We start from the raw sequence: 25,214 nt of genomic DNA, 5'->3' as shown, positions 1-25,214 counted from the left end.
TTTAATTTTTCCCCTCATTTAAAAAATACTTATCAATATAATAAGATACTCTTAAATAGTATGTATCCAAATAATTTGATAGTTCAGCATAACCTTTTAATAAATTAAATGCCGACTCGTCAATAGTAACATATTTTTTCTTAAAAATTGATTTTTTCACATCATAGGATAAGTCTTCTTGGAAGTCTTCAACCTCTTCTATATATGGTACACACCACTCTAAGAAGGCAGAATTTTTATCAGCGTCATCCATGATGTACACTTGATCCCACCTAAAACTCAAAAACTTAAAGGCAATGATATATTTTTTATATTCTGAAGCACTAATTTTTACATCATGATACGTTTGAGCATCCGAAGCTTCAAGTATCTCTTTAATTTTTCTTTCATCTTTTACTTGATCTTTCTTTCTGATGTTCATCAATTCTTCAGTTACAACATCTTCTACATAAGGATCAGCTTCATAGGTGAAATACTCATATTCATAATCGTAATCATAGTCGTATTCATCATCTAATTCACTTTCATATATTTCTTCATCATCTATCTCTTTAGCCAACGTTTCAGCTTTAGCTACATTTAGAATACGCTCTGAAAATACTGGTGTGCTTTCTTCTAAATTGCTATCTCTTAACTTAACTTCTAATTTAGAAATCTGAGAGGTTAGTAGATTAATCTCTTGACGATAAGAATACCCCTCCTTATCCAATTCATTAAATTTAGTCTCTAAAATAGCATATTTTTCTTGCCAGTCATCAATGTAATCCCATTTAGCTTTTTGACCTTCATATTTATCTAACTTATCATTTAAAATTTCATTTGTTGCTTTTAAGTTTTTTACTTGCATTTCTTTTTGTTCTAACGCATCTTCTAAATCTTTATGGGTTGTTTCAGAAATTTCTTTTTCATCTTCAAAATCCAAAATATCATTTTCAATTTTTTTCAATTGTTTCTCTCTTGCTTCTGCAGCAAGTTTTTCTTCCGCAAGAGTTTTATTTAATTTAGTAATTTGAATTTCTAACTTTTGACGTTCATTTATTTCAAGCTTTAAATTTTTCTCGGTTTCTTCTAAAGTGTTTTCTAAAGCGCTATAATCTTCTTGTGCTTTTCCAACTAAATCAGTCTGACTCGACTGCAACCTCTCTAGTGATTCATTTAAACGACGGTTCGTGTTTTCGAATTGTTGGCTTAATCGTTGACTATCTAAAAATTGAACTTTAAAATGACTCTTTTCTTTTTCTAGATCTTTTATTTTTTGCTCTAATTTAGCAACGTGAGACATTCTCTTAGCATCAACTTTGTTTTGTTTCAGCATATCATTTAATTTCAAATTCGCTTTATCAAGCTGAACATTAATCTCTTCATTTGTATTAAGTTTAGTTGTTAGTGCTTGAGTCTCTCTAACTAAAGATTTGACTTCTTCTTCTAAAACAGTTACTTGTTTTACTTGTTGCTCATTCACTAACTCTAACTGTTGTAATTTCTGTTGATAAGTATTATTCAGTTTAGCCTTTTCGTCAGCTAATTGATTATTAATGTCAATCAAATTAACTTCTCTTGATTTTAAGAGATTAAATTGTGTTTCATAAGAACTTAATTTACCTCGAAGCTCATTCATTTCAGCCATTATATCTTGATCGGTTACACTAGAAGTTGGTGCTTCAATTTCTTTTATACTTGATAAACCTTTTAATATAGACTCTTGATGTTCTATTTCTAAAGTCAGCTGTCTAATAACATTATCTTGTTCTTTTAACTGATACTCATACTCTTTCATCGCAACACTTTTAGGTCTTTCAATCTGTGGTGATTCAACTTTAGGCTCCGCTTGAACGGAAGTTACTTGTTTTTCTTCAAAGAAAGACTCACCTAAAACCTTCTTAGTTACTTTTTCTAAGCATTCATTTAAAATATCTGTTGCTGTAAAAACAACTTGCTTAATTTGATCTCCTTCTAAATCTTGTGTAACGTTAAATGTTACAAATAGTTTTACTTCATTCTCATTTTTAGTATGGAAAAAAGCTCGATAGATTGGAAAATCAACTAAAACTCGCTCCCACTCTTTTAACATCACACGCCCTATAATTGATACATAGGACTCATCTAGTAATGTATTGTCCCAACTTAGTTCTAGTTGATTTTTAGCTAATTCACTTTTTTGTTTTGGCACAATAGACGTGCTTTCTTTTGACTCCCTAACACGCTCTCGTTTAAAAATACGATATTTTATATTAAATCGATTGCCATTCATTTTATTTCCACTCTCTTCTTTCAACGGTAATTTTAAAATCTCGGTTCCCATATGTATTCACTTTTATATTCAATATCTTGTACAATTCCAGCTTTATCAAAAATAACCCCATGAACTGAACCGCCATAAACACCACCACCGTCAATTCCTATCTTTTCATCAGAAAACCATAATCTTGTTTCTTCTGATTTTTTATAAAGATACATCGTTGGTGTATGACCAAAAACAATAGTTTTACTGGTTTTATTAGGTAATTCATGGAATTTCCCTCGAATCCATAAAAAATCCCGCAACGTTGTTTCTTTCCAAGACGATAATAATAAATTTATGCCAGCATGGACACAAAGATAATGATTCCACTCAAAATAATACGGTAACGACTCTAAACATTTAATGAGTTGTTTGTACCTTGTTTGAATCATTAAAGATATTTCAGTTGGTGAATACTCGTCTATTGCTCCCTTATGAAGCATAGATTCAATGGTTTCCCCACCACCATTTAAGAGATAATTCGAATATCTATTTTCTGGGTCCTTTAAAAAATCTAAAAAAAGTTGCTCATGATTACCACGTAAGTAAACAGCACCTTCTTCTATTAACTCCATACCTAACAATAAGCATTCTTTTGAATTCAATCCTCTATCAAGTAAGTCCCCAATCAATACTAACTGATGTGATTGTTTATCATAATCATTTAGGAGGGACTTAAAAAGAGAAAGGTCCCCATGAATGTCACTAATGACAAATAAATATTTTTCCATTTTTTCATCTCTCCTAAACAAGAGGTTGGGACATAAGTCTCAACCTCTTTCTTTTAGCCTATGTTTTTTTCTTTATTCTTGTGAAAAGTTTAATTGAATTCCAGGTGCATCTAGCGCAATTTCTGTAATTTCAAATGCCATACGTTCAATTAAAACAAATAATGGTCTAACTAATTCGTTCACTTCTTCTTGAGTCAGATCTTCAATTTTTTCAATCTTACGACCAACAATTTGAACAAACTGTGCCACATCTCCTGTTAACATCACTTTTTCTAAAATAATTTTAAATTCAATTCTAAGACCTAAAATTGAATTATCTTCTGGATCAATATTCATTTCTTCTTGGATTTCAAAAGGATTTAAACTTACATTAATTGCTGTTTCTTCAGAATGCTCTTCTGGTAATGCATCATAGTGAAATCCTTGCACAAATTCTTGTTGTCTAATTAATTCCATAAATAATACCTCTTTCTTTTAACAAACTCTTTTTATTATTGTATTTCTTTATTATCTACACTTCTTTATTCTACCGTATAACTCGCATAAAATAAATCTAAATTTACAATAAGCTTTTATTCTGACTATGACTTTCCTTACTTTTTCCACCTTGATAGACATTTCCTAATCCTGGTAGAAAAGGAATACCATATTCTATGGCTTCATAAACAAAATTTTTAGCTTTTTCGACTGATTTTTCGACTGAATAACCTTTAGCCAATCCCGCTGTAATGGCCGAAGCAAATGTACAACCTGCTCCATTATTAAAACCATTCAAAATTTTTTCATGTTTAAACCACCTAAACTGTTTGCCATCATATAGTAAATCATACGCTACAGGCCCTTTAATTCTCTGTCCACCTTTAATGACAACTTGTTTAACTCCCGTTTGATAAATTAATTGAGCAGCCTCTTTCATTTTTTCTAAGGAGTCAATCGGATCGATACCTGATAATAATTCAGCTTCTCTTAAATTAGGTGTTGTCACAGCAGCAAGAGGCATAAGTTCATTTTTAAAAAAATCAATAACATCTCTTTCTGTTGTTAGACCTGATTCTTTTAATGCCAAAACGGGATCCAACACTATTGGAATATTTTTTTGTTTCTTTAAAAATTCTGCTACTAACTTAGCTACTTCAATGCTTGCAAGCATCCCTATTTTTATACCATCTAACTGTTGTTCCTCTTTGAATACTGCTTCCAATTGATGCTCCACCATTTCTAAAGAAACTTCATGAACTTCAACTATATCTGTTTTAGCCTCAACAGTTACTATACAAGTCACAACATTTAATCCTGCTACTCCGTACTCTTCAAAAGTTCTTAAATCAGCTTGTAGTCCACCACCACTTAATGAATCTGATCCTGCAATTGTTAATACTCTCTTCATTATCTTCTCCATCATTCTATTTTTTAGTAAAAAAAAAGCTGAGACATAACTAGTTTGATATGCGCTCATCTTTTTTTACTTTATTGAATCGTTCCTATTTCCTTAATAGGAGCAATTTTCATAACGGCAACACCTTTTATGTCTGACTCATCATACAATCCGACTTTTCTACTATCCGTTACTTTTTGCCTGTTATCTCCTAATAAATAATACTTTCTTTCAGGAATATTGGATAATTCTTCCTTCTGTCCTACAATATGTTTCATATCAAAGTTAGAGGTATAGACTTTTCGAGCATTTCCCTCTTGATATTTAAAATTCACAAAATTATTTTTTAAATAGGACTCTTCATAAATTGAGCCATTAACCTGTAAGGTATCATTGGACATTTTAATATCGTCACCTGGCATGCCAACTACTCGAAGCACATCTTTTTTGCCCTCTTTTTCGACTAAAACTACACTAAATCGACTAATTGGCAGATTAGATTTAAATAAAACTTGATTATTCTTTTCAAGAGTACTAGCCATTGAATTAGTTGGTACGGTATATCGATCATACTTCACTATAACGGTTCCAACAATTCCTACAATAAGTAGCACAAGAATACTCACAATTACTTTAAATAAAGAGAGTTCAAATTTACGATTCTTTTTTTTCTTTTGTTTATTTTTAAAAGCTTTTTCAAATTCTTTTTTTTCTTCTAACTCATCAAAAATTAATTGTAAGTCGTCATCAATACTAGATTCACTTACCTTTTTCTTCTTTTTCTTCCCAGAAGATTTTTTCTTTGGAAAATTATTATCTGTTAAGACTTGCCAAACCGGATTATGATTCATATCTAAATCAGGTATATGCCGCTTTTTACTTTTCTTACTCACAAAAAAACTAGCACCTCCACTACCCACATTATAACGAGACTCCATTTGAAATGGTAGTCTCTTTTTGATTATTCAAAATCTAATTTTTCTTTTTCTCGGTAAATATCCATTTTATGGCTGAAGAGTTCACCATTAGTTGGTGGAGTATAAGTAATCGCATTAGCACCTGCTTCGATTGTCTCAAGGATAGAGGCATCTGTTGGGCCACCTGTAGCCATGATTGGAAATTCTGGATAATCTTCTCTAATCAGACGAACAATTTTGGCAGTATCTTTTCCACCACTGACATTTAAAATTTTAACACCTGCTTCAATCTTTTCTTTCACATCTGTAAATTCAGATGTAATTGTTCCAATTATAGGGATATCAATCATTTGAGAAATATCAACTATTGTTTCTTTTGATGTAGGTGCATTAACAACAACGCCTAAAGAGCCATTTGCCTCAGCAAACATACTCATATTCACTGAACGATTTCCTTGCGTTAACCCTCCACCTACACCTGAAAAAACAGGTATGTCGGCTGCTTCAATAATACATTTTGTAATCGTTGGATGTGGCGTAAATGGATAGACAGCAATGACTGCATCTGCATCTATATTGCGAATAATTGAAATATCTGTTGAGTAACAAATTGATTTAATGCGCTTACCAAAAATTTTAATACCAGTACAATCACGGATGACATTAGGAACGTGAATCGTATCTTTTCTTAAATCTGTCATAATTTCTGGTATATTTCCCTTTACTTTTTTCATTAAATTTCCCCCTATAAAAAAGCCATTAACCTTCCCAAAAGGCTTACTGGCTTTTATTTATCATATTGATATAATTCATTTTTTTCTATTACACTAATAATTTTTGATGCATAATCAGGATCTGTTGCATAACCAGCTGCTTGAAGAGCATTTGCTGCCGTTTTATAATCTGATGCCAACAACACGCCTTGATAAAGATATGGATCCCAATCTACTCCATTTACAAATAACAAAGTATGATCTCTCATGCAGTCTTCCCAACTTGCATAAACTTTAAAATTGGCATTAATTTCAATCCACTTACCGTCTTTAAATTCCTTAGTTTTCAATTTAATAGAATCATCATTTGGACTAAATGATTTAATCCCAAATAGATTGTTGTATTTTGCGCTTAGTTCACTACTTCCCCAGTCTGACTCTAAAATGGCCTGTCCAATAATGATACTTGGCAAGATTCCATGAGCTTGATGAAGCTCTTTTGCCACTGGAACTAGCCTATTGATAAATTCCTCATTTTTCATTTGAACATTTTCTTCAATTGCACCTTGATCTGGTGTATGAGTGAATTTTTTTAAACTGGACATCACGACTAGTAAGCCAATCAAAATAACGGCAATGCTAAAGATAACCGGAATTTTATTTGTACTAGGAGACGCATAATTCATTTTTCTTCGTTTTGCCATTATTTACCTACTTTTTTAGTTGATCAACATATTCTTCTAAGACAAGATGATTCTTTGTCATATACTCTGCATTTTCTTTACCAACATAGCGGATATGCCACGGCTCATAATTAATTCCCGTAATTTTTTCTTTTCCTTTTTGATAGCGAATCACAAAGCCGTAATGGCAAGCATTTTCTCCTAACCACTTCCCAGCTTCTGTTTCACCAAATCCTTCTTCTAACATCTTGCCTTCTTGATACCACTCTACGTCTAATACATCTAATGCAAGACCCGTATGATGTTCACTTAAACCTGGCACCGTTAGATACTCCATTGCTTTTTTCTTTGCTTCGTCTTCTGGAACTCCTTGATAGAGGTTTTCCTCTGTATCTCTTTCAACGATTGCCTCTTGCTCTGCAACAGATCGATAAGCTGAAATAACCGTTAACTCAAATCCAGCTTTTTTGGCACCTTCTACTAAAGATAAATAAGAGTCATATATGCGACTATCCACCTTATGCCCATCAGGTAATTCTTTTAAATTCTTAGGCTCTTCCTTGATTTTGTGTTGCTCATTTACTAAAAGAAGCTCCCAATCATTTAATTTACCTGGTAATTTTTTTTCTTTTGTTTCTTTCTTAGGTTCTTTTTTTACCGTTTCTTTTGTTGATTCTTTTGTGTCGGTTAAAGAAGCAATTTTATCGTATTGACTAGCATAAAAAACAATAGCCAACCCAATAAATAAACAGGTAATCGTTATAAATATTTTTTTTGCCATAAAAGCTAAATTTACCCCTTACTATTTTGACTCATTTTTTCTATGTATAAGTTTCCGCTAGATTTTCATCTACCCATTCTAATAAGTCAACTTTTGATTCAGCAATCTGCTCTTGAATAATGCCTGGCATGCAAAACTCTAATATGTCATCATATCCCCACTCACCATAGCTCATAAAAATTCTTAACGTTACAATGTGCTTTTTAGGATACGTGTTTAGCCTAGTGTCAGAAAAACTTTGTTCAGTAATTAATTCTACTTTACTCATGCCCGTTTTAATCCATTCTTTAGCAATAATTGACTTTAAGCGTTTGTATTCTGCCACTACATAATTTCTCTTTTCAGGGAAAAGGTTTGTTTGTCTAGCAATTTTTTGAATCAACATCCACTCATAATCTGAAAATAGACTCTTCAATTTTTGCATTTTTTCACTAGATAGAGCTGTTGTCCCTTTTTTCCAATCTTGCCACTCTTCAATCGTGATATCTAAAAAATGATCACAAAATATTTTTTCACTGACAAATTGTTCTTGAATTCGATCTAGCATAATATTAACAATTGCTTGATGCATTTCACTCACACCTTTTACATTTGTATTTAAAACACTTAACCTATTTTACCCTTTTCTAAAAAAAAAAGCATCTTTTTCACCACAATAGAAACAAAAACTTAACAAGTCTGACAATTTTACTTGATTGTATTGAAATTCACTTTTATATCTATAAAAGTTTGAATTTCTGTTAAAAACTGATAAAGTCTTGCTCGATTTTCAAACTCTTCTCTTGTTTTAGGCAATGGTTTAATCTCGTAATGTTTGTACACACTTATCACACTTTTTTTTAACTCTACACCATCGTTGTCTTCTCCATATGTTTCATAAATTTTAACTAATAACATTTGTATTTCTTTTGAAACATCTGCTTCAACATCAATTTCATTAATTAAAGAAATCATATCTTCTAAAACCAAAAGTTGCATACGCCTCATTTGAAAATAACTCATTTCATATCCATCTCTTGCTAACAAATGATTATCCATATGCGTTTTAGCGTATCTTTCTCCTTCGTCAATACTTTTTGCCACCTCTTTACAAGTCACTTCACAATTAACTGCGGCAAATGGATTCTTAAAGGCTTCCGACATTTTGACTAATAATAGCTTAATTGATTTATCGACGTTTTCTTTATTTTTTTTAATTTCATCTTCCACGTTTGGCATATACAAATTAGCAATTAATGCTAAACCAACCCCTACCAATAAAAGTAAAATTGAATTAATTATAATGTCTTTGTCCATTGATTTAGCATTTAGAAAATGAGTAATTAACACTGAGTTAACAGGAATAGCTTCCGACATATCTGCTCTAGCAGCTATTGGAATATAAATAAGTAAATACAATCCAAATGCTAGCGGTGTAAATCCCAGTAATTGAAAGCAAATATAAGCAATTCCAATAGCCACAAATAATGCAATTATTCGGCCAATTCCTACTTTAAAAGAAGACTTCTTAGTGTTAGTGACACTTAATATAGCAATAATACCTGCAGTTGATGGGGCATTTAATCCCAAATAATTTGCTAAAATAATAGCTAGTGTTGCTGCAATAACTGTTTTAATTGTTCTTAATCCAATCTTCATTTTTCCACACTCACCCCTTTCCTTTATTAAAAAACATAAATAGATTTACGTCAAATACTAGCAGAAATCAACTCTTTCGTATATCATATAACTTACGGGAGGAATCTGCTATGAAACATAAATGGTCTACCATTTTTCTTTTTTTATCGACACTACTTATTTTAACATCGTGTGGAATGACACAGGAGCTAGATGAATCTCTTGATCTATCTAAAGAATTGTCATCAGTCATAGGACAACAAGAAGCATTGATGAAAGATTTGTTAAAAACAGTTGAGAAGATTCAACCTTCTTTTGAAAAAGACATGGATGCTAAGCCTGATACTGGTCTTTTTCAAGATGAAGAGGGGGATTTATATAAAAACTTTACTAAAAGAAAAGAACTCTTAGATGAACTAACAGCTGGGCAAAAAGAAGTTAAAAAATTTCAAAAAGAATTTAAACGTATCAGTAACAAGAAAGCTGTTGACGTCGATAATGACAAATTACAGCTCATCAGCAGTAGTTTAAATATTATCCATAATAACTACGACTCTCTTATCCTTTATATGAACACAGGTTTTGAACAAGAAGAAGAACTATATAACAACCTACCTGTAGATAACTTAGAAGGACAAGGTTCAGTCATTTACCGAACTTATGGATCAGTTACGATGGTTGCTGAAGAATCTGTCAGCAATATGGAATATACTGCTAGTTTAATCAAACAATATGAAAAACAAGCTGCAAGTACCAAAAAATAAATAAGGGAATTCAACGATAACTTCTTTAGACAAGTTATCATTGAAATTCCCTTATTTTTTTATTCTTCTGATGTTTCGTTTAAGTTAACAACATTCTTAGAGCCTTTTTGAGCAAATGTTTCGATTAAATCTTTAACATCTAAACCAGTTGTTTCTTTCAATGTTTCTTGAGAAGAGGATAATAAGTTAGTTGCATAATTAGTAATTCTATTAGCACCGCTATCTTTACCACCTTGTCCTGTATCAACCACTGAAATTTTATCAATGTTGCTAAATGGTTGAGATGCTTCTTTAACAAGCTCTGGTAACATCTCAATTACCATACTAAGAACAGCTGCTTCGCCGTATTGTTTAAAGGCTTCTGCAATTTTCTCTTTTGCTTCTGCTTCTGCTTGTCCTTGTGCTAAGATGGCGTCTGCCTTGGCTTGACCATCCATACGAACTTGTGCTGCATTTGCTTCTGCCATAGATTCTACTCTAAATTTCTCTGCCTCTGCTTCTGCTACTTCACGAGCTTTACTTGCTAGTGCTTCTTGCTCTTTAGCATAACGATCAGCATCTGCTTTTTTCTTCACTTCTGAATCGTATTGTTTTTCACGACGAGTGATTTCTTTTTCTTCTAATTCAATTTGTTTTTGACGCTCGATTACTTTAACTTCCATCTCTTGAGCAACTACTTGTTGTTGCGCGACAGCACTTTCTAAATTATAAGCTTGATCGGCTTTTGCTTTAGCCACATCTTGCTCTTGTTTATAGGCTGCTAATTTCAATTCTTTTTCCTTAGTTGCTTCAGCAATTTCTGTTTGACGACCAAGTTCTGCTTCTTGAGATTCTTTTTCTGCTTGCGCTTTTTTAATACGAGTTTCTTTCAACGCTTCTGCCTCTGCAATCTCAGCATCACGTTTTACTTGAGCGATACGAGGTTTACCTAAAGAATCTAAGTAACCATTTTTATCTCGTACATCTTTAATAGTAAACGAAACAATCACTAGTCCCATTTTAGCCAAGTCCACACTAGCTACCTCTTGCACACTTTGACTAAATTTATCACGATTTTGGTAGATTTCTTCTACCGTCATCGAACCTAAGATAGAACGTAAATGGCCTTCTAAAACTTCACGAGCTTCGTTTTCTAATTCCTCACGCGTTTTTCCTAAAAATTGTTCTGCTGCTGTTGCTATTTCTTCTACAGATGAACCAATTTTAATAATAGATGTTCCATCTGCCATAACTGGAACCCCTTGTTCCGTATAAACTTCAGGTGTTGAAACATCTAATTTACTTGAAAGTAAACTTAAGCGATTTGAGCGTTGGAAAACTGGTAAGACAAACGCACCACCACCACGAACAATCTTTAATTTATTGCCACTTTCATCTTTATGGACATTTTTTGCTCCTAAGTAACTACCACTAATAATTAATGCTTCATCTGGTTTAGCTGTTTGATACTTCGAAATAAAAACAACTAATAACATTAATAAAATAACCACAACCAAAATAACTGGTAAAAATAAAACTCCCATCATTTAACTATTCTCCTTTTATAAAAAATTTTCTTGATACGGTACAACATAACATACACGATTTTTTATCTCGATAATTAACACATCAGAACCTGCCTTAACTTCTATTTCTTGAGGTTGATAAAAACTAGCTGGTCTTGTGATAATACCTGTTACACTTGATATCTTTATCTCACCCATTCCTTTTACTGGAATCGGGGTAATCACCGTTGCCTTTCGCCCTTCTAAATCTTTTTCAGATACGGCAATACTTGCTTCAGAATTTCTAAGTGGTACTAATATATAGAAATTCATTAAAAAGACGATAATCGTTGAAATACCTCCACCTAGGAATAAGACTAACCCATGATTTAAATCAAAAAGCGATTCAAAAGCAATACCAAAAAGTGATGTAAATGCCAACCAAGGTACAATTAACATCGGATCCACTGGGCCATCAAAATCAAAAATATCACCAAACACAAATAACAAAATCGAGAGTACGGTACAACCAATTAACACGTACAAATAGATAGTATCTATTGGAATTCCTCCAATCAACTTCGTCTCACTCCTTTCTTGATGATCATACCTCTATTTTACCAATAGTTAGCATAAAAGAATAGATAAATCGTAAAAGTAATCATTAAGTAGGTTTTAAATAAACTCTATCAAAATTAATGTTTAACAAAGTGTTTTTGCAACTAAGTTGATCTTTTTTGCAACTAACAAAATTTTTCTATTTATTTTCTAATTTCATTGCTATTCTATGGGTGTAAGGAGGTACGAAACCATTGAAACTAAATTTTTACTGGGAAGAAAATCAATCAACTGATAGCCTTGATATCATTAGTCACCCAACAAATCAAAAACAAGTATTTAAAATAAAAGAGCTATTTAATCAAACAATTCTATTAACTGAACCAAACAATAATCGGAAAAAGGTTATACCAATTGATGAAATAGAATCCATTATCTTTTTAGGTCATTTATCAAAAGTCACTTTAATTAACCAGAAAAGTTATTTTTACGATAAACGTTTAAAAGAGCTGCGTTATCTTGAAAAACTTCATTTCAACCAGATTAACCAATCAACTATCATTAACCTAAATCAAATTAAGTCTTTCCAGGCAGAAAAACAAGCACGTCTTGAATTAATCACTAAAACTAATCAGCATTACATAGTCAGTCGTCATTACACAAAACAATTAAAGGAGAGATTATTATGTTTAACTCATTAAAAACAAGTTTTATTCAAGCAACTTTAGGTGGAACTATTTGGATAACATTCCTCGCCAATCTCGTTTTTCAAAAAGAATTTATTCCTTTTAATTACACTTGGCATTTACTTGCTATTGGTAGTCTAATTGGTATTACTTTTGGAATAATTTACCCATATCTTTGGACCTATTCAACTTTCAGTGCACGACTCAATATTTTTCTTAGCACTCTTATAAATACCTTTTGTGGCTTTGCTGCTGTTTACCTCTTTTCAGTTGAGATGTTTGATTTTATCAAACCATTCTTAGTACCAATTTTTGTTATTACTCTTATTGGACATATCATTGGATTTTACTTTTATTCCAACTATCAAAATAAGAAACAAGTTAAAAAATTGAATCAAATGATTTCTTAAAAAACTGAAAATGAGTCAAAAGTTACTTTGCTTAAAGCAAAACGACTTTTGACTCATCTTTTTTTCTATTCCGTTGATTTCAACGCTTCAATCATATCTACTTTCTTCAATCTGCGATGCATGAAAAACATCACAACGAGAGAAAATAGAACAGTTAAGGCTGCTGAGTAAACATAACTAATGACATGAATATCTGGTGGGAACATCATCATATCCACTTCAGCAGTTTGTAACACAAAACCATGAAGAAGTTTTCCTAGAACGCACCCTAATAATATTCCTAATAGGGTTAAGATATTATTTTCTCTATAAACATACATCGTGACTTCCTTATCATAAAAGCCAAGTACTTTAATGGTAGAGAGTTCTCGAATTCGTTCTGAAATGTTGATATTCGTCAAATTATAAAGAACAATGAATGCTAACATTGCTGCTGAAACAATTAATACCCAAACAACAATATTCAAACTTCCCATTGTATCATCCATGGCTTTTCCAATTTGACTAGTAAAGCTTACATTAATCGCTTTTTTAGTTTTCATTAACTCCTCAGCTAATTTTTCTTCTTGCTTTTCACTAATCTCTTTATTAAATGTTAGTAGATCAACATTATACTCTGGTGATTCCTCAAAGATTTTCTCATAATAACTCGGGGTCATATAAATAAAGTGCATCGCATAGTTTTCCACAATATGTTTCACCTTAACGTTTCGAACTTTGTCGCCACTAGCCTTTATCTTTAAAGTATCTCCTTCTTTAAGATCATATAGCTTACTCAATTTTTCGTTGATAATAACTCCAGTATCATCTAGTTGATATATTTCTCCCGTTTTACGATTATTAAACGTAATAAATTCATTTAATTTAGAACTATCTTTGGGTGTATCTACAACTACTTCTTGTTTTTTATAACCTTTTTGAGTGACTTCAACTGTCTTTTGAGAAAGAGCTAAATGAGCATCATAAATAGCTAGTTCATCTCTTTTTTTCTCATAATCTTTCGTTTCTTCTTTGGTGGCATCAGGATTGTACATCACTGTTGCATCATAATGCCAAATTTTTGAAAACTGAATATCAACAATATCACCTATCGAATCTTTCAAACCAAAACCTGTAATAATCATCGCCATACAACCAGCAATCCCAAGTACCGTCATCAACATCCGCTGTTTATATCTAAACAGATTTCTTGCAGTTACTTTTTGGTTGAAATTCATCTTTGACCAGATCCATTTGATTTTTTCCAACCAAATTCTTTTACCTGGTTTAGGTGCTTTTGGTCTCATTAATACAGCTGGTGTACTGAGTAAATCAACTCTTAAAACAATCATTGATGACAATAGGGTACATAATAGAGCTACCACAATAGACTGAATGGAATAACTTAAATAGTACGTAATAATAACCGGTGGTAAATTATAAAGTGAACCATAGGCATTAAAGATGACTGTTGGAAAAATGTTAAAACCTAATAGAAGACCTAAAACACTTCCAATCACACTAGCCAACGTAGCGTAAATAATAAATTTTTGAGCAATTTCACCGTTACTATAACCTAAGGCTTTTAGAGTTCCTATCTCTCCTCGTTTTTCATCAACCATTCTTGTCATAGTTGTTAAGCAAATTAAAGCTGCTATCATGAAGAAAAATACGGGAAAGACGGTTGCAATTGACGAAATCCGATCTGCATTATCGTTGTATTCTGAGTAAGCCGGATTATCATCTCGATCATAAAAAGCATAATTCAACTTATCTATGTCTGCTACATTTTTTTCCTGCTCGACTAATTCATCTTGCTTTTCTTCTAATTTAGTTGTTTCTTTTGCCAGTTTTTCTTCTTGCTCTTTTAGTTCTTTTTTTGCCTTTTCAATACTTTGCTCAGCTTCTTCTGGGACTGGTTGTCCCATACTTTTAGCAAGTTCGAATGATTTTTCTTGTTCTTCCATTTGTTTCTTGCCATCTGAAAGTTGATTCTTAGCAGTTTCAATTTCTTTCTGACCATTCTCTAACTGAGTTTTTCCTTTATTAATTTGATTCATACTGTCTTGTTTTAAGTCATTAAATCGTTTTGTTGCTATAGGTTTTAGCAGAGATTTTATTTTCTTTTCATTTTTTTCGACAGCTTTTTTATAATCGTCACTGTAGCTAACTAAATCAGTTGTATTTTTATAAGTCACATAAATTTCAGTATAATGTTCCAAATCAAAATCAGTTTTAGGAATGATTCCAAAGAAATCAATAGAACCTTTTCCGATATTTGTATTCCCTCTTGAAACTTGATCGATATACATCGGACTATTAACAATTCCTACGACTTTATATTCTTTTTCTTTAATCTGTTTTTCTTTATCATCTAGAATAATCGTATCTCCTAGATGGTATTTTCTCATCTCTTCTGCTCGATTATCTAAAGCTATTTCACCAGATTTTTTAGGCAGTCTGCCTTCCACTACTCTTGGTTGATTGAGCTTATCTTTTCCCGAGTCATTATAAGACATTAAACGCATCAAATTGTTTTCTTTTTTTTCAGCGATATCAACCGTATAGCTACCTTCAGCTTGTTTGACATAGCTCTCTTTTTTAATCGTATCTAAATCTTTTTGAGTAACACCTATTGGAGAGGTTATTTTAGAATCCATTAAATTTTTATCTTTATAATACGTATCAGCTGTGTTGATCATATCAGGTCCGGTTGCTTTAATCCCTGCATAGAAACAAACGCCCAGAAAAATAATTAACAAAATAGAAAAGAATCTTGCTTTTGATTGAAATATTTCTCGTATATTTGATTTTCTTAACGCTTTTTTACTCATCTAATCCCTCCTACCATTCAATCTCTTCTACTGGTAACGGGTTCTCATTGATTTCAATACTTCTAACTTTAGCATCGTTTACTCGAATGATTCGGTCTGCCATTTTGGCAATTTCAGAGTTATGTGTAATAACAATAACTGTTGTTCGATAGTCTCGACAGGTATTTTCTAAAATTTTTAAAACCTGTTTTCCTGTTTCAAAATCTAAAGCCCCAGTTGGCTCATCACATAACAATAATTTAGGGTTTTTAGCTAGTGCTCTTGCAATAGCCACGCGTTGTTGTTCTCCTCCAGAAAGTTGTGCCGGAAAATTATCTTTTCTATGATCTAAACTCACTAAAGATAAAACTTCATCAACATCTAAAGCTTTCGAGGAAACTTGAGAAGCCAACTCTACGTTTTCTCTAGCCGTTAAATTAGGAACTAAGTTATAAAATTGGAAAACAAATCCAACATCGAGTCTTCTATAAGTCGTCAATTCTTTAGTACTGTGTTTAGCAATATCAACACCATCAACAATGATTTCTCCTTCATCACAGCTATCCATACCACCTAAAATATTTAAAACCGTTGATTTACCTGCGCCACTTGGTCCTAAAATAACGACAAATTCTCCTTCTTCTATAGAAAAAGAGACTCCGTTATTGGCCACAATGACATTATCTCCCATATGATATCGTTTGAATACATCCTTAACTTCTACATAACTCATTAAGCATCCACCTCTTCTGTTCTTTCCTTATCATTATAGCAAAACAATTGCTTAATTTTGATAAATTCCCCTTGAAATGATTTTAAAGATTACATCGAACTGTTGTTCTTATCTTGTTTCTTTTGTATAATGAATCAATAGTATAAATAGGGGGAGAACAATGGCAAAAAAAAATAACTCACAGCGTAAACATCCAGCAGCCATTATTATTGGTATTCTTGTTGCGTTAGGTTTAACATTTGCAGGTATTCAAGTACCTGATTTTTTACAAGATTTCCTTAGTTCTAGTGAAAGTGAAGTCAAAAAAACAAGTCAAGGAACAACTAGCCAATCAGGAGAAAATCCAGGACCAATTGAACATGGAGAAGCAACTTTTACAAAGGAAGAATTAAAAGATAACAAAAAAGGATGGGTTCACTACGGAGAGTATGATGAGTACAATCGTCCCACTACGGCTAACGCTTTAATTAAACCAGAGATGATTGGAACAGGAAGTGGTGCCAAACAAGAAATTAAGCCACCTGGTTTTATTTCAGGACTTGATCCACATAATCATTCAAGAGGACATTTAATTGGCAGACAGTTAGGAGGGAGTGGTGAAGATCCTAAAAACCTGGTAACACTTTATCAAAACCCAGTTAATACACCCTTTATGACAAAATACGAGAACATGGTTCGAAAAGCAGCTGATAATGGTGAAACAATTCGTTACCGAGTTATTCCCGTTTACGAAGGTGATATCGGAATGCCAACAGCTGTTCAAATGGAAGGTAAAAGTTTAAACTCTTCAACGATCAATTTTAATGTTACAATTGAGAATAAAAAGTAAGGAGGTCTAAACCATGCTATTTAAATCTCTAAAAGAAAAAAGTAACACTAGTAACCCCACAGAAATATTAGCTTATCTTAAAGAACAGTCTATCCAAGATTATAACGGTTATTTACTCTTTAATTTAGACCACAAAGAAGAGACTTTTTTTAAAAATCTTTCTTTTTTAGCAGATGAATCAACTTGGACAAAAGAAGATTTAGATGGACAAGTACTGATTGCTCAAACAATTGATAATGATTATTTATTCGCAACAGAATCAAGTGTTACTATTATTCCTTATAGTTTCAATAAACAAGATTCTGAAATCTTTGATTTACCTATTTGGGATTTTCTAATCGCTTTTGAAGAAAATACACTTAAGACAAGTATTTTGGCACTAAACTAAAAACAAAACGAGTCACAATTAATCAATTTTCTGATTAGCTGTGACCCATTTTTTTACCTGTTTCTTCTATTTTATTAAATACTTTATTTAGTGTATTACCATTTCTGATTGTAACATGCTTATAAACTTTGTGTTTCATTAATTTTGAGTATTGACTTCGATAATAGTCTTTTCTTTCAGTAAAAGCTGATGCCCAAAAAATGGCTTCATCCATTACAAAGGCTTTTTCAATTGATTCATCAAAGGTAGGAAATTGATTCGTTAAATGACTTATGTCTATCTCGTCCAGTAAAAATAAGACATTATGGCGCCACTCTTTCTCTTGATTCCACCAATCAGGTAACTGACTTTTTATTTTAAGTAATTTTTCAAAAGTTAGACAAACAATTTTAATCTCTAAACCTAACTTATCAGTTAACTGCCTAGATAACGCGTCATTTTCTACTTCTTCATCAGAGTCAAAAAAGATAACACCAGTATTACCGATTGTTGAAACACTTTGATAGTTTAGTTGTTCAAACTCAAATCGTAAATCTGACATAGCAACTTTATTCTTTCCCCCCACATTTAACCCTCGAATGAAACCTACATACGAAATCATGTCTACGCCTTCTTTCATAACTTGTCTCATTTTATTATAAAGCATTTTTAGCTAGACAAGTTATACTTTTTTAGTCATACTTTAAACTAATTAATTAATTGGAGGCGATTGTATGAGCTTAATTGTGCTAATAGGACCACAAGCAGTTGGCAAAATGACCATTGGCAAGGAACTTGAAAAACGAATAAACGGAAAACTTCTTTTCAATCACCAAACACTTGATTTATATGCGAATTTCCTTGGCTATACAGAGGAAGCTTTTTCTCTATCAGATCAAACAAGGTTTAATTTATTTGAAGCATTTGTTAATAATAAAGAAACAAATCCTACTAACTCAATTATTTTTACTGTTATGATTGATTTTGATGGAAAATATGATATTTCTTTTCTAGAAAAAATAGCTAAAATTTTTCTTAATCACCAAGAAGCAGTTTACTTCGTCGCTCTTACAGCGAATCTTGAAACGAGATTAAAAAGAAATACACATGAAGATAGATTAAAGGCTAAGCCTTCAAAACAAAATCTTGAATTTTCAAAACATGATTTACTTAGCAGTCTAGATAAGTATCGATTAGAAACAACACAAGAGGAACTGACTCACTTATTTCCTAACGTCTCCTCTTTGACAATTGATAATACACATCTTACTCCTCATGAAGTTGCAGAAGAGATTGTTACCACTTTTAACTTAAACTAATATATATCTAGGAGGATTTCTTATGATTCAACTATTTTTAACATCGTCTTTTGCAGATAGCTACAAACAACTAGAGACTTTCGTTAATGATTCTCTAGAAAATAAAACCATTGCTTTTTTTGATACCGCAAGCCAAGTCGAAGAGTATTCTGAATTCAAGGATGAAGCTCTTGCTCTTCTAGAAAAATTAAAAATGACTGTTACGATTATTGATTTAAATCAACCTGATTTTAAAGAACAGATTAAAGCTAGTGATATTATTTTTATCGCTGGTGGCAATACATTTTACTTACTTCAAGAACTAAGACGAAGTGGTGCTGATCAATTAATTGAGGAACACATTAACTCAGGTAAACTTTACATCGGAGAATCGGCTGGCTCTATTATTATGAGTCCCGATATTGATTACATTAAAGAGATGGATGAACCAGAAAAAGCACCCCAACTTGAGTCTACTCAAGCCCTTAATCTCATTGATTCTTATCCATTACCACATATGGATAATGAGTACATGAAAGACGCTGCTAAAATTATTTTAGAAAAATATCAAAATAAGCTTCCATTACATCCTCTAAATGACGATGAAGTCATATTTGTTAAAAAATAAAAAGAGACTGACTTAAATGTCAACCTCTATTAACTCTTAATAGTCAGGAGATAAAAAGTCTGCTCCCACGGCAACTTCGCAAAAATCAATCAATCAAAAAAACTGATTGTTCAATTTTCACTCCAGTTGCTCGGAGCAAAATGACTTTTTACCCACCCTTTTTTTATACATTATAACGACATTCTCCGTCCAGATAAGTCGCTTCTAAATCTAGTTCTTTTGATAAAACGATGAAGTCTGCTGCACGATTACGAGTAATACTACCGCAAACATCTTCCATTTTACAGCTCACAGCAGGAACATAAGTCGCCATCATAATCGCTTCTTCTGGTGTAGCAATTCCCCACTCAACGACATTCTTAATCGCTTCTTTTAATCTTAAAATACTACCAGCTAGATTTCCTTCTTCTAAACGAGCAGTTCCATTACTTACTGTCACAGGAAATTCACCTAACATGTAATGACCATCTGGCATACCGCCAGCCATCATACAATCTGTGATTAATGCAATGTGATCACGTCCAGCTTTTTCCATTAAAATGTTAGCTGCATCTGGATGAACATGATGACCATCACAAATTAATTCAGAGAACACATGTTTTAAATTCATTGCTGCTCCTACCATACCTGGTTCACGATGATTTAAACCGCGCATACCATTAAACGCATGAACAAAAACACTCGCTCCAGATTCAACTGCCTGACTTGCTTCTTCTAAAGTCGCATTACTATGGCCTAAAGCAACTACAACACCACTATCTGTCACTTCTTTAACAAAGTCAGATACTCCTTCTCGCTCAGGAGCTAAGGCAATTTTTTTTATAATATTACCTGATACTTCTTGCCATTCATTGAATACATCAATATCTGGATCTGAGAAATAACCAGGGTTTTGAGCGCCTTTATACTCTTCAGTAAAGAAAGGTCCTTCAAAGTAAATTCCTTGAATTTTTGCTCCTTTGACATCTTGATATACTTCACCAATCGTTTTGGCAACTGCTGTTAGTTGTTCACGACTTGATGTTAAAGTTGTTGGTAAAAATGAAGTGACACCACAAGATAATAAATCTTCAGACATTTGTTTAATGCCCTCTGCATTATTATCCATAACATCATTATTTTTAAAGCCATGAATATGAGTATCCACTAAACCTGGAGCAATCCACTTACCTGTATAATCAATTACTTCGATTTCACCAGTTGGTTTTTCTTTTGTCATTTCTCCAAAAACACCATTACTGATATCTAAATAACCAGGACCAGTAACGCCACTTGTTAAATAAAATTTATCTGCATAAACAACTGTTTTCATAGCTAAAACTTCTTTCTATTTCTAATTTACCTTTAAAATAGCACTATTTTCTTTTCTAGTCAAGGATTGGTCTATACAATTAACACTATTTTACTACATGAGTAGATATCGAACATTTCTAACTTTTATCCAACATATTTTTCAGAAAAAACTCTTTTTTTATACAATTTTGTGGTATAATGAGTCCATAATATAATTATATTTGTTATTTAAAAAAATGTAGCTTTTCAGACGGGAGCGCTTACTTATGGAAATTAATAGTAAAGTAAATTTTGACTGGCAAGGAAACCAATTTGAAGGAATTATTGAGAAAGAATACGAAAACTCATTCCTCATTAATGTGACAAACCCAAACTTTGAAATCACAGACAAATATTTAGGACGCATAGTAATCAGTAAGAAAACTTGTTATCCTTTAGTTAGTGCGCAATAAACAAAAGACTCGAATTTAGAATTCGAGTCTTTTTTCATTTACTTAACACTCATTTTTGTTTATAACGGCTCAAAAAATCATCTAATGCAAGAGTCGTTTTTTCCAAATCGTCAACTTTTGGTAAATATACAATTCTAAAATGATCTGGTGTTGGCATATTAAATCCTTTTCCATGAACTAATAAAACGTGCTTCTCATGAAGAAAATCAAGAACAAACTGTTCATCATCTCTAATGTTGAATTTTTTAGTATCTATTTTTGGAAAAATATAAAAGGCAGCCTTAGGTTTTACTGCTGAAATACCAGGAATATCATTAAGCGCATTGGTGATAAACTCACGCTGCTCATAAATTCTGCCACCTGGTAAAAGTAGCTCGTCCACACTTTGATGTCCTCCAAGTGCTGTTTGAACAATTTGTTGAGATAAAACATTGGAGCATAATCGCATTGATGCCAGCATGTTTAAGCCTTCAATATAGCCTTGGACATATTTTTTATTCCCACTAATTACCATCCAACCAACTCTAAATCCTGCTACTCTATGAGATTTAGATAAACCGTTGAATGTAATCACACATAAATCTGGTGCTAGAGTCGCAATTGAGATATGCTCTAAACCATCCATTACTAATCTGTCATAGATTTCATCTGAATAAATAATTAATTGATGCTCTCTTGCAACTTTAACAATTTCTTCGAGCAATTCTTTAGGATACAAAGCTCCTGTTGGATTATTAGGATTAATAATCACAATCGCTTTAGTTCTATTCGTAATTTTGCTTTTAATATCATCTATATCTGGATACCATTCAGCAGATTCATCACACATATAATGAACAGCATTCCCACCTGCTAAAGTAATAGCTGCTGTCCAAAGGGGATAATCAGGCATTGGAACAAGAATCTCATCTCCATTATCAATCAAGCCTTGCATCGACATGGTAATTAACTCACTCACACCATTACCTGTATAAATATCGTCTATACTAACATTCGGAAAACCTTTTAATTGGCAATATTGTTGAATCGCTTTTCTTGCTGAGAAAATACCTTTTGAATCTGAATAACCTTCAGAATCTCTTGCATGAATAATCAAATCATCAATAATCTCATTAGGCGCTTTAAAACCAAATGAGGCAGGGTTTCCTGTATTTAATTTGATCACATCAATTCCCTTTTTCATCATACGGTCCGCTTCCTCTAACACAGGCCCACGAACATCGTAGCTGACATAATCTAATTTGGATGATTTTGAATAAAATTTCATTTTACTTTCCCCCTTCTTGTAAGAAAATGAAAAAACCTATGCTTTTAAAAGTACCGCTTTTTTAATCAAAATGCAATCTTTTTTTAATAAGCAAAATGAAATTTATTCTTTATTTAATTAGTTTCAACCCATTTAACGTTTGCTTCAGCATTCACCGTATCACCAGAAACGATTTGGTGAATTGAATTTAACCCATCTTTTTGCCACTGACTTTTTGCCACATCCCCATAACGCATTTCTTTATTAAACTTAATAGAGATTGTTTCTGGTATATGACTACTTAAAAAATTAAAATCAAAAGCATCCATCATCCAGTCAAGATAAACGGAATTATTAACATGTTTGTTGCCATCAATATCATAATAACGAACAGCATATGCTTTTTCGCCTTCAACCGTTTCAAGAGAATGTATTTTTTCTGCTCGTTTAACACGTTTAATTTTTTCCGATTCAAAGGGAGCGATTATTTCATCCAACACACTTCCCATCTTTCTCTCAACTAAATCCATTAAAGCAAAAGTAGTCTTCATTAAGACACATTCGTTTCCTGCTTCATCATGAATCCAAAAATTTCGATAACAAAAGAATCTATTATAACTTTCTGCTTCAGTCGTTAAAGTTATTTTCTCTCCTGATTGAGGTAATCTTTTAATAAATACATCATGTTGAATAATAATCCAACCTAAATTAAAAGAGCCTACAAAATCATCACTTACACCTAAACTTTGGCTCTGAGCACCTGATATGGTTATCAACATACGTACCATTGTTGGTATTTTTATATTTTTCATTGTGTCACAATTGTATGATGGAATTTGATGTGTTTCTGAATATTTCTTTGCCATAGCTATCACCTTATTCGTTTTTTTATTAGTATATCATACCTTTATACAATTGGATCACATAAGCTTTCATCAATTCTTAACTAAATTATTTCTTTCTAATTGCTTTGTTACCGGATTACAAGTAAAATGTAAAAAGAATATGATGCAATAGATTTTTATTGCTAAGAAAGTAGGCTATACAATGTCACATGAAAAAAAAGCATTATTCATCATCTTTGGTGGTACAGGTGATTTAGCAAAAAGAAAATTGTACCCTTCCCTTTTCAGACTTTTTAGAAAAGGTAGTATCAACAAACATTTCGCCGTGATAGGTACAGCCCGTCGTGAGTGGTCAGATGACTACTTTAGAGAAGTCGTTACTGACTCAATTCAAAGTCTAAAACCATCTCAACAAGAATTAGCTGACTTCATCAGTCACTTCTATTACCAATCACATAATGTAAATGATACAGAAGAATATAAAATTTTGGGTAATTTAGCTAACGAACTTGATTCAACTTATGAATTAGAAGGAAATCGTCTCTTCTACTTAGCAATGGCTCCAAGATTTTTTGGCACTATCTCAAAACATATCAAATCAGAAAAAATTATGACAGAACACGGATTTAGTCGTCTTGTTATTGAAAAACCTTTCGGAACCGATTTTGAAACAGCTCAACAATTAAACAGTGAAATTGCAGCAGTTTTCAATGAAGATCAAATTTTCCGTATTGACCATTACCTTGGAAAAGAAATGATTCAAAATATTTCAGCTGTCCGATTTGGTAATAATATTTTTGAATCTCTTTGGAATCATCGCTATATCGACAACGTTCAAATCACACTAGCCGAAGATTTAGGAGTTGAAGAACGTGGTGGTTATTACGATCAAAGTGGAGCTTTAAAAGATATGGTTCAAAATCATATCTTACAAGTGGTTGCTTTATTAGCAATGGAACCACCCACTTTATTTTCTGAAGAAGCCATTCGTACTGAAAAAATTACAGCTTTAAAAGCTATCCGTGTTTATAACGACCAAGAAGTGAAAGAAAACTTTGTACGTGGTCAATATGTTGCAGGTAAAACAGCTGATACAAACTACAAAGAAGAACCTGGTGTTGATGAGAATTCTCAAACTGAAACGTTTGTTGCTGGAAAATTAATGATTGATAACTTTAGATGGGCCGGCGTTCCTTTCTATATTCGTACAGGAAAACGTCTTTCTGAAAAAGGAACTCGCATTAATATTGTCTTTAAATCAACACCTATTAACGTTTTTAGAGAAGCTGATACTAGTCATAAAGACTTACCAGATAATATTTTAACTATCTATATTCAACCAACGGAGGGCTTCTCACTAACACTAAATGGTAAAGAAGTCGGAGACGGATTTAACATTGATCCTGTTAAACTTAACTATCGTCACTCTCAAGAAAACCTAGACAACAGTCCTGAAGCCTATGAAAAACTTCTTTTAGACTGCTTGAAGGGAGACGCGACAAACTTTACTCACTGGGATGAAGTCGCTAACTCTTGGAAAATCGTCGATACGGTTAGAGAAACTTGGGATAAAGAAACAACTGATATTCCAACTTATCCTGCAGGTTCAATGGGACCTCACTGTGCGTTTGATTTACTTGAAAAAGATAATCGTCAATGGGTCTGGGAACCAGATTCATGGGATAAATAAAGAACTAAAAAGGAGCTATTGATTAAGTTTTTACACTTAGC

The 25,214-nt window shown here is 32.5% G+C and carries 27 protein-coding genes; 9 read left to right on the top strand and 18 right to left on the bottom strand.

The genetic code is table 11. The annotated features are described in order from the left end of the window. Position 1: 1 nt before the first annotated feature. The 10 genes from H9L18_RS03410 to H9L18_RS03365 form a co-directional block, all read right to left on the bottom strand. On the bottom strand, positions 2–2,302 hold the full coding sequence (locus H9L18_RS03410) for a coiled-coil domain-containing protein (RefSeq protein ID WP_126791026.1): 2,301 nt from the start codon (positions 2,300–2,302) through the stop codon (positions 2–4). Further along, on the bottom strand, positions 2,284–3,012 hold the full coding sequence (locus tag H9L18_RS03405; RefSeq protein WP_126791028.1) for a metallophosphoesterase family protein: 729 nt from the start codon (positions 3,010–3,012) through the stop codon (positions 2,284–2,286). The genes H9L18_RS03410 and H9L18_RS03405 overlap by 19 nt, the downstream gene beginning before the upstream one ends. 72 nt (positions 3,013–3,084) lie before the next feature. Next, complete coding sequence (locus H9L18_RS03400) at positions 3,085–3,468, bottom strand: DUF1149 family protein (protein WP_126791030.1); 384 nt, start codon at positions 3,466–3,468, stop codon at positions 3,085–3,087. Between the two features lie 103 nt (positions 3,469–3,571). Then, positions 3,572–4,399, bottom strand: a complete 828-nt coding sequence (locus H9L18_RS03395; RefSeq protein WP_185847379.1) for a bifunctional hydroxymethylpyrimidine kinase/phosphomethylpyrimidine kinase — start codon at positions 4,397–4,399, stop codon at positions 3,572–3,574. Positions 4,400–4,479: 80 nt separating this feature from the next. Further along, on the bottom strand, positions 4,480–5,280 hold the full coding sequence (gene lepB / locus H9L18_RS03390) for a signal peptidase I (RefSeq protein ID WP_185847380.1): 801 nt from the start codon (positions 5,278–5,280) through the stop codon (positions 4,480–4,482). Positions 5,281–5,348: 68 nt separating this feature from the next. Then, positions 5,349–6,038: a beta/alpha barrel domain-containing protein gene (locus tag H9L18_RS03385; protein WP_126791036.1), complete on the bottom strand. Its 690-nt coding sequence runs from the start codon at positions 6,036–6,038 to the stop codon at positions 5,349–5,351. Between the two features lie 53 nt (positions 6,039–6,091). Then, positions 6,092–6,721 carry a glycoside hydrolase family 73 protein gene (locus H9L18_RS03380; RefSeq protein WP_126791038.1) on the bottom strand — a complete coding sequence of 210 codons (630 nt, stop codon included), beginning with the start codon at positions 6,719–6,721 and terminating at the stop codon, positions 6,092–6,094. A gap of 7 nt (positions 6,722–6,728) precedes the next feature. Then, positions 6,729–7,481 (bottom strand): M15 family metallopeptidase, encoded by a 753-nt coding sequence (locus H9L18_RS03375; RefSeq protein ID WP_126791040.1) that lies wholly within the window; start codon positions 7,479–7,481, stop codon positions 6,729–6,731. 40 nt (positions 7,482–7,521) lie between these two features. Then, positions 7,522–8,052, bottom strand: coding sequence for a hypothetical protein (locus tag H9L18_RS03370; protein WP_126791042.1), 531 nt, complete (start codon positions 8,050–8,052; stop codon positions 7,522–7,524). A gap of 116 nt (positions 8,053–8,168) precedes the next feature. Beyond that, on the bottom strand, positions 8,169–9,119 hold the full coding sequence (locus H9L18_RS03365) for an aromatic acid exporter family protein (protein ID WP_126791044.1): 951 nt from the start codon (positions 9,117–9,119) through the stop codon (positions 8,169–8,171). 110 nt (positions 9,120–9,229) lie between these two features. Between H9L18_RS03365 and H9L18_RS03360 the strand changes: the two genes are divergently transcribed. Next, positions 9,230–9,862: a hypothetical protein gene (locus H9L18_RS03360; RefSeq protein ID WP_126791046.1), complete on the top strand. Its 633-nt coding sequence runs from the start codon at positions 9,230–9,232 to the stop codon at positions 9,860–9,862. A 59-nt stretch (positions 9,863–9,921) separates the two neighbouring features. Here H9L18_RS03360 and floT read toward each other — a convergent pair whose 3' ends face one another. Next, complete coding sequence (floT, locus tag H9L18_RS03355) at positions 9,922–11,385, bottom strand: flotillin lipid rafts scaffold protein FloT (protein WP_126791321.1); 1,464 nt, start codon at positions 11,383–11,385, stop codon at positions 9,922–9,924. Between the two features lie 18 nt (positions 11,386–11,403). After that, positions 11,404–11,925: an NfeD family membrane protein gene (locus H9L18_RS03350; protein WP_126791048.1), complete on the bottom strand. Its 522-nt coding sequence runs from the start codon at positions 11,923–11,925 to the stop codon at positions 11,404–11,406. 233 nt (positions 11,926–12,158) lie between these two features. Between H9L18_RS03350 and H9L18_RS03345 the strand changes: the two genes are divergently transcribed. Beyond that, positions 12,159–12,605, top strand: a complete 447-nt coding sequence (locus H9L18_RS03345) for a LytTR family DNA-binding domain-containing protein (protein WP_126791050.1) — start codon at positions 12,159–12,161, stop codon at positions 12,603–12,605. After that, entirely contained in the window at positions 12,590–13,000 is a 411-nt protein-coding gene (locus H9L18_RS03340; protein ID WP_126791052.1) for a hypothetical protein, read from the top strand. The genes H9L18_RS03345 and H9L18_RS03340 overlap by 16 nt, the downstream gene beginning before the upstream one ends. A 65-nt stretch (positions 13,001–13,065) precedes the next feature. Here the strand turns inward: H9L18_RS03340 and H9L18_RS03335 are convergent, their stop codons facing one another. Together H9L18_RS03335 and H9L18_RS03330 are read right to left on the bottom strand one after the other, a co-directional pair. Further along, positions 13,066–15,813: an ABC transporter permease gene (locus tag H9L18_RS03335; RefSeq protein ID WP_126791054.1), complete on the bottom strand. Its 2,748-nt coding sequence runs from the start codon at positions 15,811–15,813 to the stop codon at positions 13,066–13,068. A 10-nt stretch (positions 15,814–15,823) separates the two neighbouring features. Continuing rightward, complete coding sequence (locus tag H9L18_RS03330) at positions 15,824–16,525, bottom strand: ABC transporter ATP-binding protein (protein WP_126791056.1); 702 nt, start codon at positions 16,523–16,525, stop codon at positions 15,824–15,826. A 160-nt stretch (positions 16,526–16,685) separates the two neighbouring features. Here H9L18_RS03330 and H9L18_RS03325 point away from each other — a divergent pair, with 160 nt between their 5' ends. Together H9L18_RS03325 and H9L18_RS03320 are read left to right on the top strand one after the other, a co-directional pair. Continuing rightward, positions 16,686–17,354 carry a DNA/RNA non-specific endonuclease gene (locus H9L18_RS03325; RefSeq protein ID WP_126791058.1) on the top strand — a complete coding sequence of 223 codons (669 nt, stop codon included), beginning with the start codon at positions 16,686–16,688 and terminating at the stop codon, positions 17,352–17,354. Between the two features lie 13 nt (positions 17,355–17,367). Continuing rightward, positions 17,368–17,742, top strand: a complete 375-nt coding sequence (locus H9L18_RS03320) for a hypothetical protein (RefSeq protein WP_126791060.1) — start codon at positions 17,368–17,370, stop codon at positions 17,740–17,742. Positions 17,743–17,776: 34 nt separating this feature from the next. Here the strand turns inward: H9L18_RS03320 and H9L18_RS03315 are convergent, their stop codons facing one another. After that, positions 17,777–18,361, bottom strand: a complete 585-nt coding sequence (locus H9L18_RS03315; RefSeq protein WP_185847381.1) for a DUF1697 domain-containing protein — start codon at positions 18,359–18,361, stop codon at positions 17,777–17,779. Positions 18,362–18,455: 94 nt separating this feature from the next. Here H9L18_RS03315 and H9L18_RS03310 point away from each other — a divergent pair, with 94 nt between their 5' ends. Beyond that, positions 18,456–19,040: an AAA family ATPase gene (locus H9L18_RS03310; RefSeq protein WP_126791065.1), complete on the top strand. Its 585-nt coding sequence runs from the start codon at positions 18,456–18,458 to the stop codon at positions 19,038–19,040. A 22-nt stretch (positions 19,041–19,062) separates the two neighbouring features. Continuing rightward, positions 19,063–19,647, top strand: a complete 585-nt coding sequence (locus tag H9L18_RS03305; protein WP_126791067.1) for a Type 1 glutamine amidotransferase-like domain-containing protein — start codon at positions 19,063–19,065, stop codon at positions 19,645–19,647. Positions 19,648–19,810: 163 nt separating this feature from the next. Here the strand turns inward: H9L18_RS03305 and nagA are convergent, their stop codons facing one another. After that, positions 19,811–20,959, bottom strand: a complete 1,149-nt coding sequence (gene nagA / locus H9L18_RS03300) for an N-acetylglucosamine-6-phosphate deacetylase (RefSeq protein ID WP_126791069.1) — start codon at positions 20,957–20,959, stop codon at positions 19,811–19,813. Between the two features lie 247 nt (positions 20,960–21,206). On the opposite strand from nagA, the gene H9L18_RS03295 reads away from it, so the two are divergent. Further along, positions 21,207–21,392, top strand: coding sequence for a DUF2187 domain-containing protein (locus H9L18_RS03295; protein ID WP_126791071.1), 186 nt, complete (start codon positions 21,207–21,209; stop codon positions 21,390–21,392). 49 nt (positions 21,393–21,441) lie between these two features. Here H9L18_RS03295 and H9L18_RS03290 read toward each other — a convergent pair whose 3' ends face one another. Further along, positions 21,442–22,659, bottom strand: a complete 1,218-nt coding sequence (locus H9L18_RS03290) for a pyridoxal phosphate-dependent aminotransferase (protein ID WP_126791073.1) — start codon at positions 22,657–22,659, stop codon at positions 21,442–21,444. 113 nt (positions 22,660–22,772) lie between these two features. Continuing rightward, a complete protein-coding gene (locus H9L18_RS03285; RefSeq protein WP_126791075.1) occupies positions 22,773–23,504 on the bottom strand; it encodes an acyl-[acyl-carrier-protein] thioesterase in 732 nt (243 codons plus the stop codon). Between the two features lie 181 nt (positions 23,505–23,685). Between H9L18_RS03285 and zwf the strand changes: the two genes are divergently transcribed. Then, complete coding sequence (gene zwf / locus H9L18_RS03280) at positions 23,686–25,173, top strand: glucose-6-phosphate dehydrogenase (RefSeq protein WP_126791077.1); 1,488 nt, start codon at positions 23,686–23,688, stop codon at positions 25,171–25,173. Positions 25,174–25,214 lie beyond the last annotated feature (41 nt).

This window comes from Vagococcus carniphilus, from assembly GCF_014397115.1.
Classification (GTDB): Bacteria; Bacillota; Bacilli; order Lactobacillales; family Vagococcaceae; genus Vagococcus; species Vagococcus carniphilus.
Note: the sequence above shows the minus strand (reverse complement) of the source record. Positions and strands in the feature narration are given on the sequence as shown.

Excerpts from the sequence above, each read along its gene's own strand:
- H9L18_RS03410 (WP_126791026.1), bottom strand. The coding sequence starts at position 2,302 with ATGGGAACCGAGATTTTAAAATTACCGTTGAAAGAAGAGAGTGGAAAT.
- H9L18_RS03405 (WP_126791028.1), bottom strand. The coding sequence starts at position 3,012 with ATGGAAAAATATTTATTTGTCATTAGTGACATTCATGGGGACCTTTCT.
- H9L18_RS03400 (WP_126791030.1), bottom strand. The coding sequence starts at position 3,468 with ATGGAATTAATTAGACAACAAGAATTTGTGCAAGGATTTCACTATGAT.
- H9L18_RS03395 (WP_185847379.1), bottom strand. The coding sequence starts at position 4,399 with ATGAAGAGAGTATTAACAATTGCAGGATCAGATTCATTAAGTGGTGGT.
- H9L18_RS03385 (WP_126791036.1), bottom strand. The coding sequence starts at position 6,038 with ATGAAAAAAGTAAAGGGAAATATACCAGAAATTATGACAGATTTAAGA.
- H9L18_RS03380 (WP_126791038.1), bottom strand. The coding sequence starts at position 6,721 with ATGGCAAAACGAAGAAAAATGAATTATGCGTCTCCTAGTACAAATAAA.
- H9L18_RS03375 (WP_126791040.1), bottom strand. The coding sequence starts at position 7,481 with ATGGCAAAAAAAATATTTATAACGATTACCTGTTTATTTATTGGGTTG.
- H9L18_RS03370 (WP_126791042.1), bottom strand. The coding sequence starts at position 8,052 with ATGCATCAAGCAATTGTTAATATTATGCTAGATCGAATTCAAGAACAA.
- H9L18_RS03365 (WP_126791044.1), bottom strand. The coding sequence starts at position 9,119 with ATGAAGATTGGATTAAGAACAATTAAAACAGTTATTGCAGCAACACTA.
- H9L18_RS03360 (WP_126791046.1), top strand. The coding sequence starts at position 9,230 with ATGAAACATAAATGGTCTACCATTTTTCTTTTTTTATCGACACTACTT.
- floT (WP_126791321.1), bottom strand. The coding sequence starts at position 11,385 with ATGGGAGTTTTATTTTTACCAGTTATTTTGGTTGTGGTTATTTTATTA.
- H9L18_RS03340 (WP_126791052.1), top strand. The coding sequence starts at position 12,590 with ATGTTTAACTCATTAAAAACAAGTTTTATTCAAGCAACTTTAGGTGGA.
- H9L18_RS03335 (WP_126791054.1), bottom strand. The coding sequence starts at position 15,813 with ATGAGTAAAAAAGCGTTAAGAAAATCAAATATACGAGAAATATTTCAA.
- H9L18_RS03330 (WP_126791056.1), bottom strand. The coding sequence starts at position 16,525 with ATGAGTTATGTAGAAGTTAAGGATGTATTCAAACGATATCATATGGGA.
- H9L18_RS03325 (WP_126791058.1), top strand. The coding sequence starts at position 16,686 with ATGGCAAAAAAAAATAACTCACAGCGTAAACATCCAGCAGCCATTATT.
- H9L18_RS03320 (WP_126791060.1), top strand. The coding sequence starts at position 17,368 with ATGCTATTTAAATCTCTAAAAGAAAAAAGTAACACTAGTAACCCCACA.
- H9L18_RS03315 (WP_185847381.1), bottom strand. The coding sequence starts at position 18,361 with ATGAAAGAAGGCGTAGACATGATTTCGTATGTAGGTTTCATTCGAGGG.
- H9L18_RS03310 (WP_126791065.1), top strand. The coding sequence starts at position 18,456 with ATGAGCTTAATTGTGCTAATAGGACCACAAGCAGTTGGCAAAATGACC.
- H9L18_RS03305 (WP_126791067.1), top strand. The coding sequence starts at position 19,063 with ATGATTCAACTATTTTTAACATCGTCTTTTGCAGATAGCTACAAACAA.
- nagA (WP_126791069.1), bottom strand. The coding sequence starts at position 20,959 with ATGAAAACAGTTGTTTATGCAGATAAATTTTATTTAACAAGTGGCGTT.
- H9L18_RS03295 (WP_126791071.1), top strand. The coding sequence starts at position 21,207 with ATGGAAATTAATAGTAAAGTAAATTTTGACTGGCAAGGAAACCAATTT.
- H9L18_RS03290 (WP_126791073.1), bottom strand. The coding sequence starts at position 22,659 with ATGAAATTTTATTCAAAATCATCCAAATTAGATTATGTCAGCTACGAT.
- H9L18_RS03285 (WP_126791075.1), bottom strand. The coding sequence starts at position 23,504 with ATGGCAAAGAAATATTCAGAAACACATCAAATTCCATCATACAATTGT.
- zwf (WP_126791077.1), top strand. The coding sequence starts at position 23,686 with ATGTCACATGAAAAAAAAGCATTATTCATCATCTTTGGTGGTACAGGT.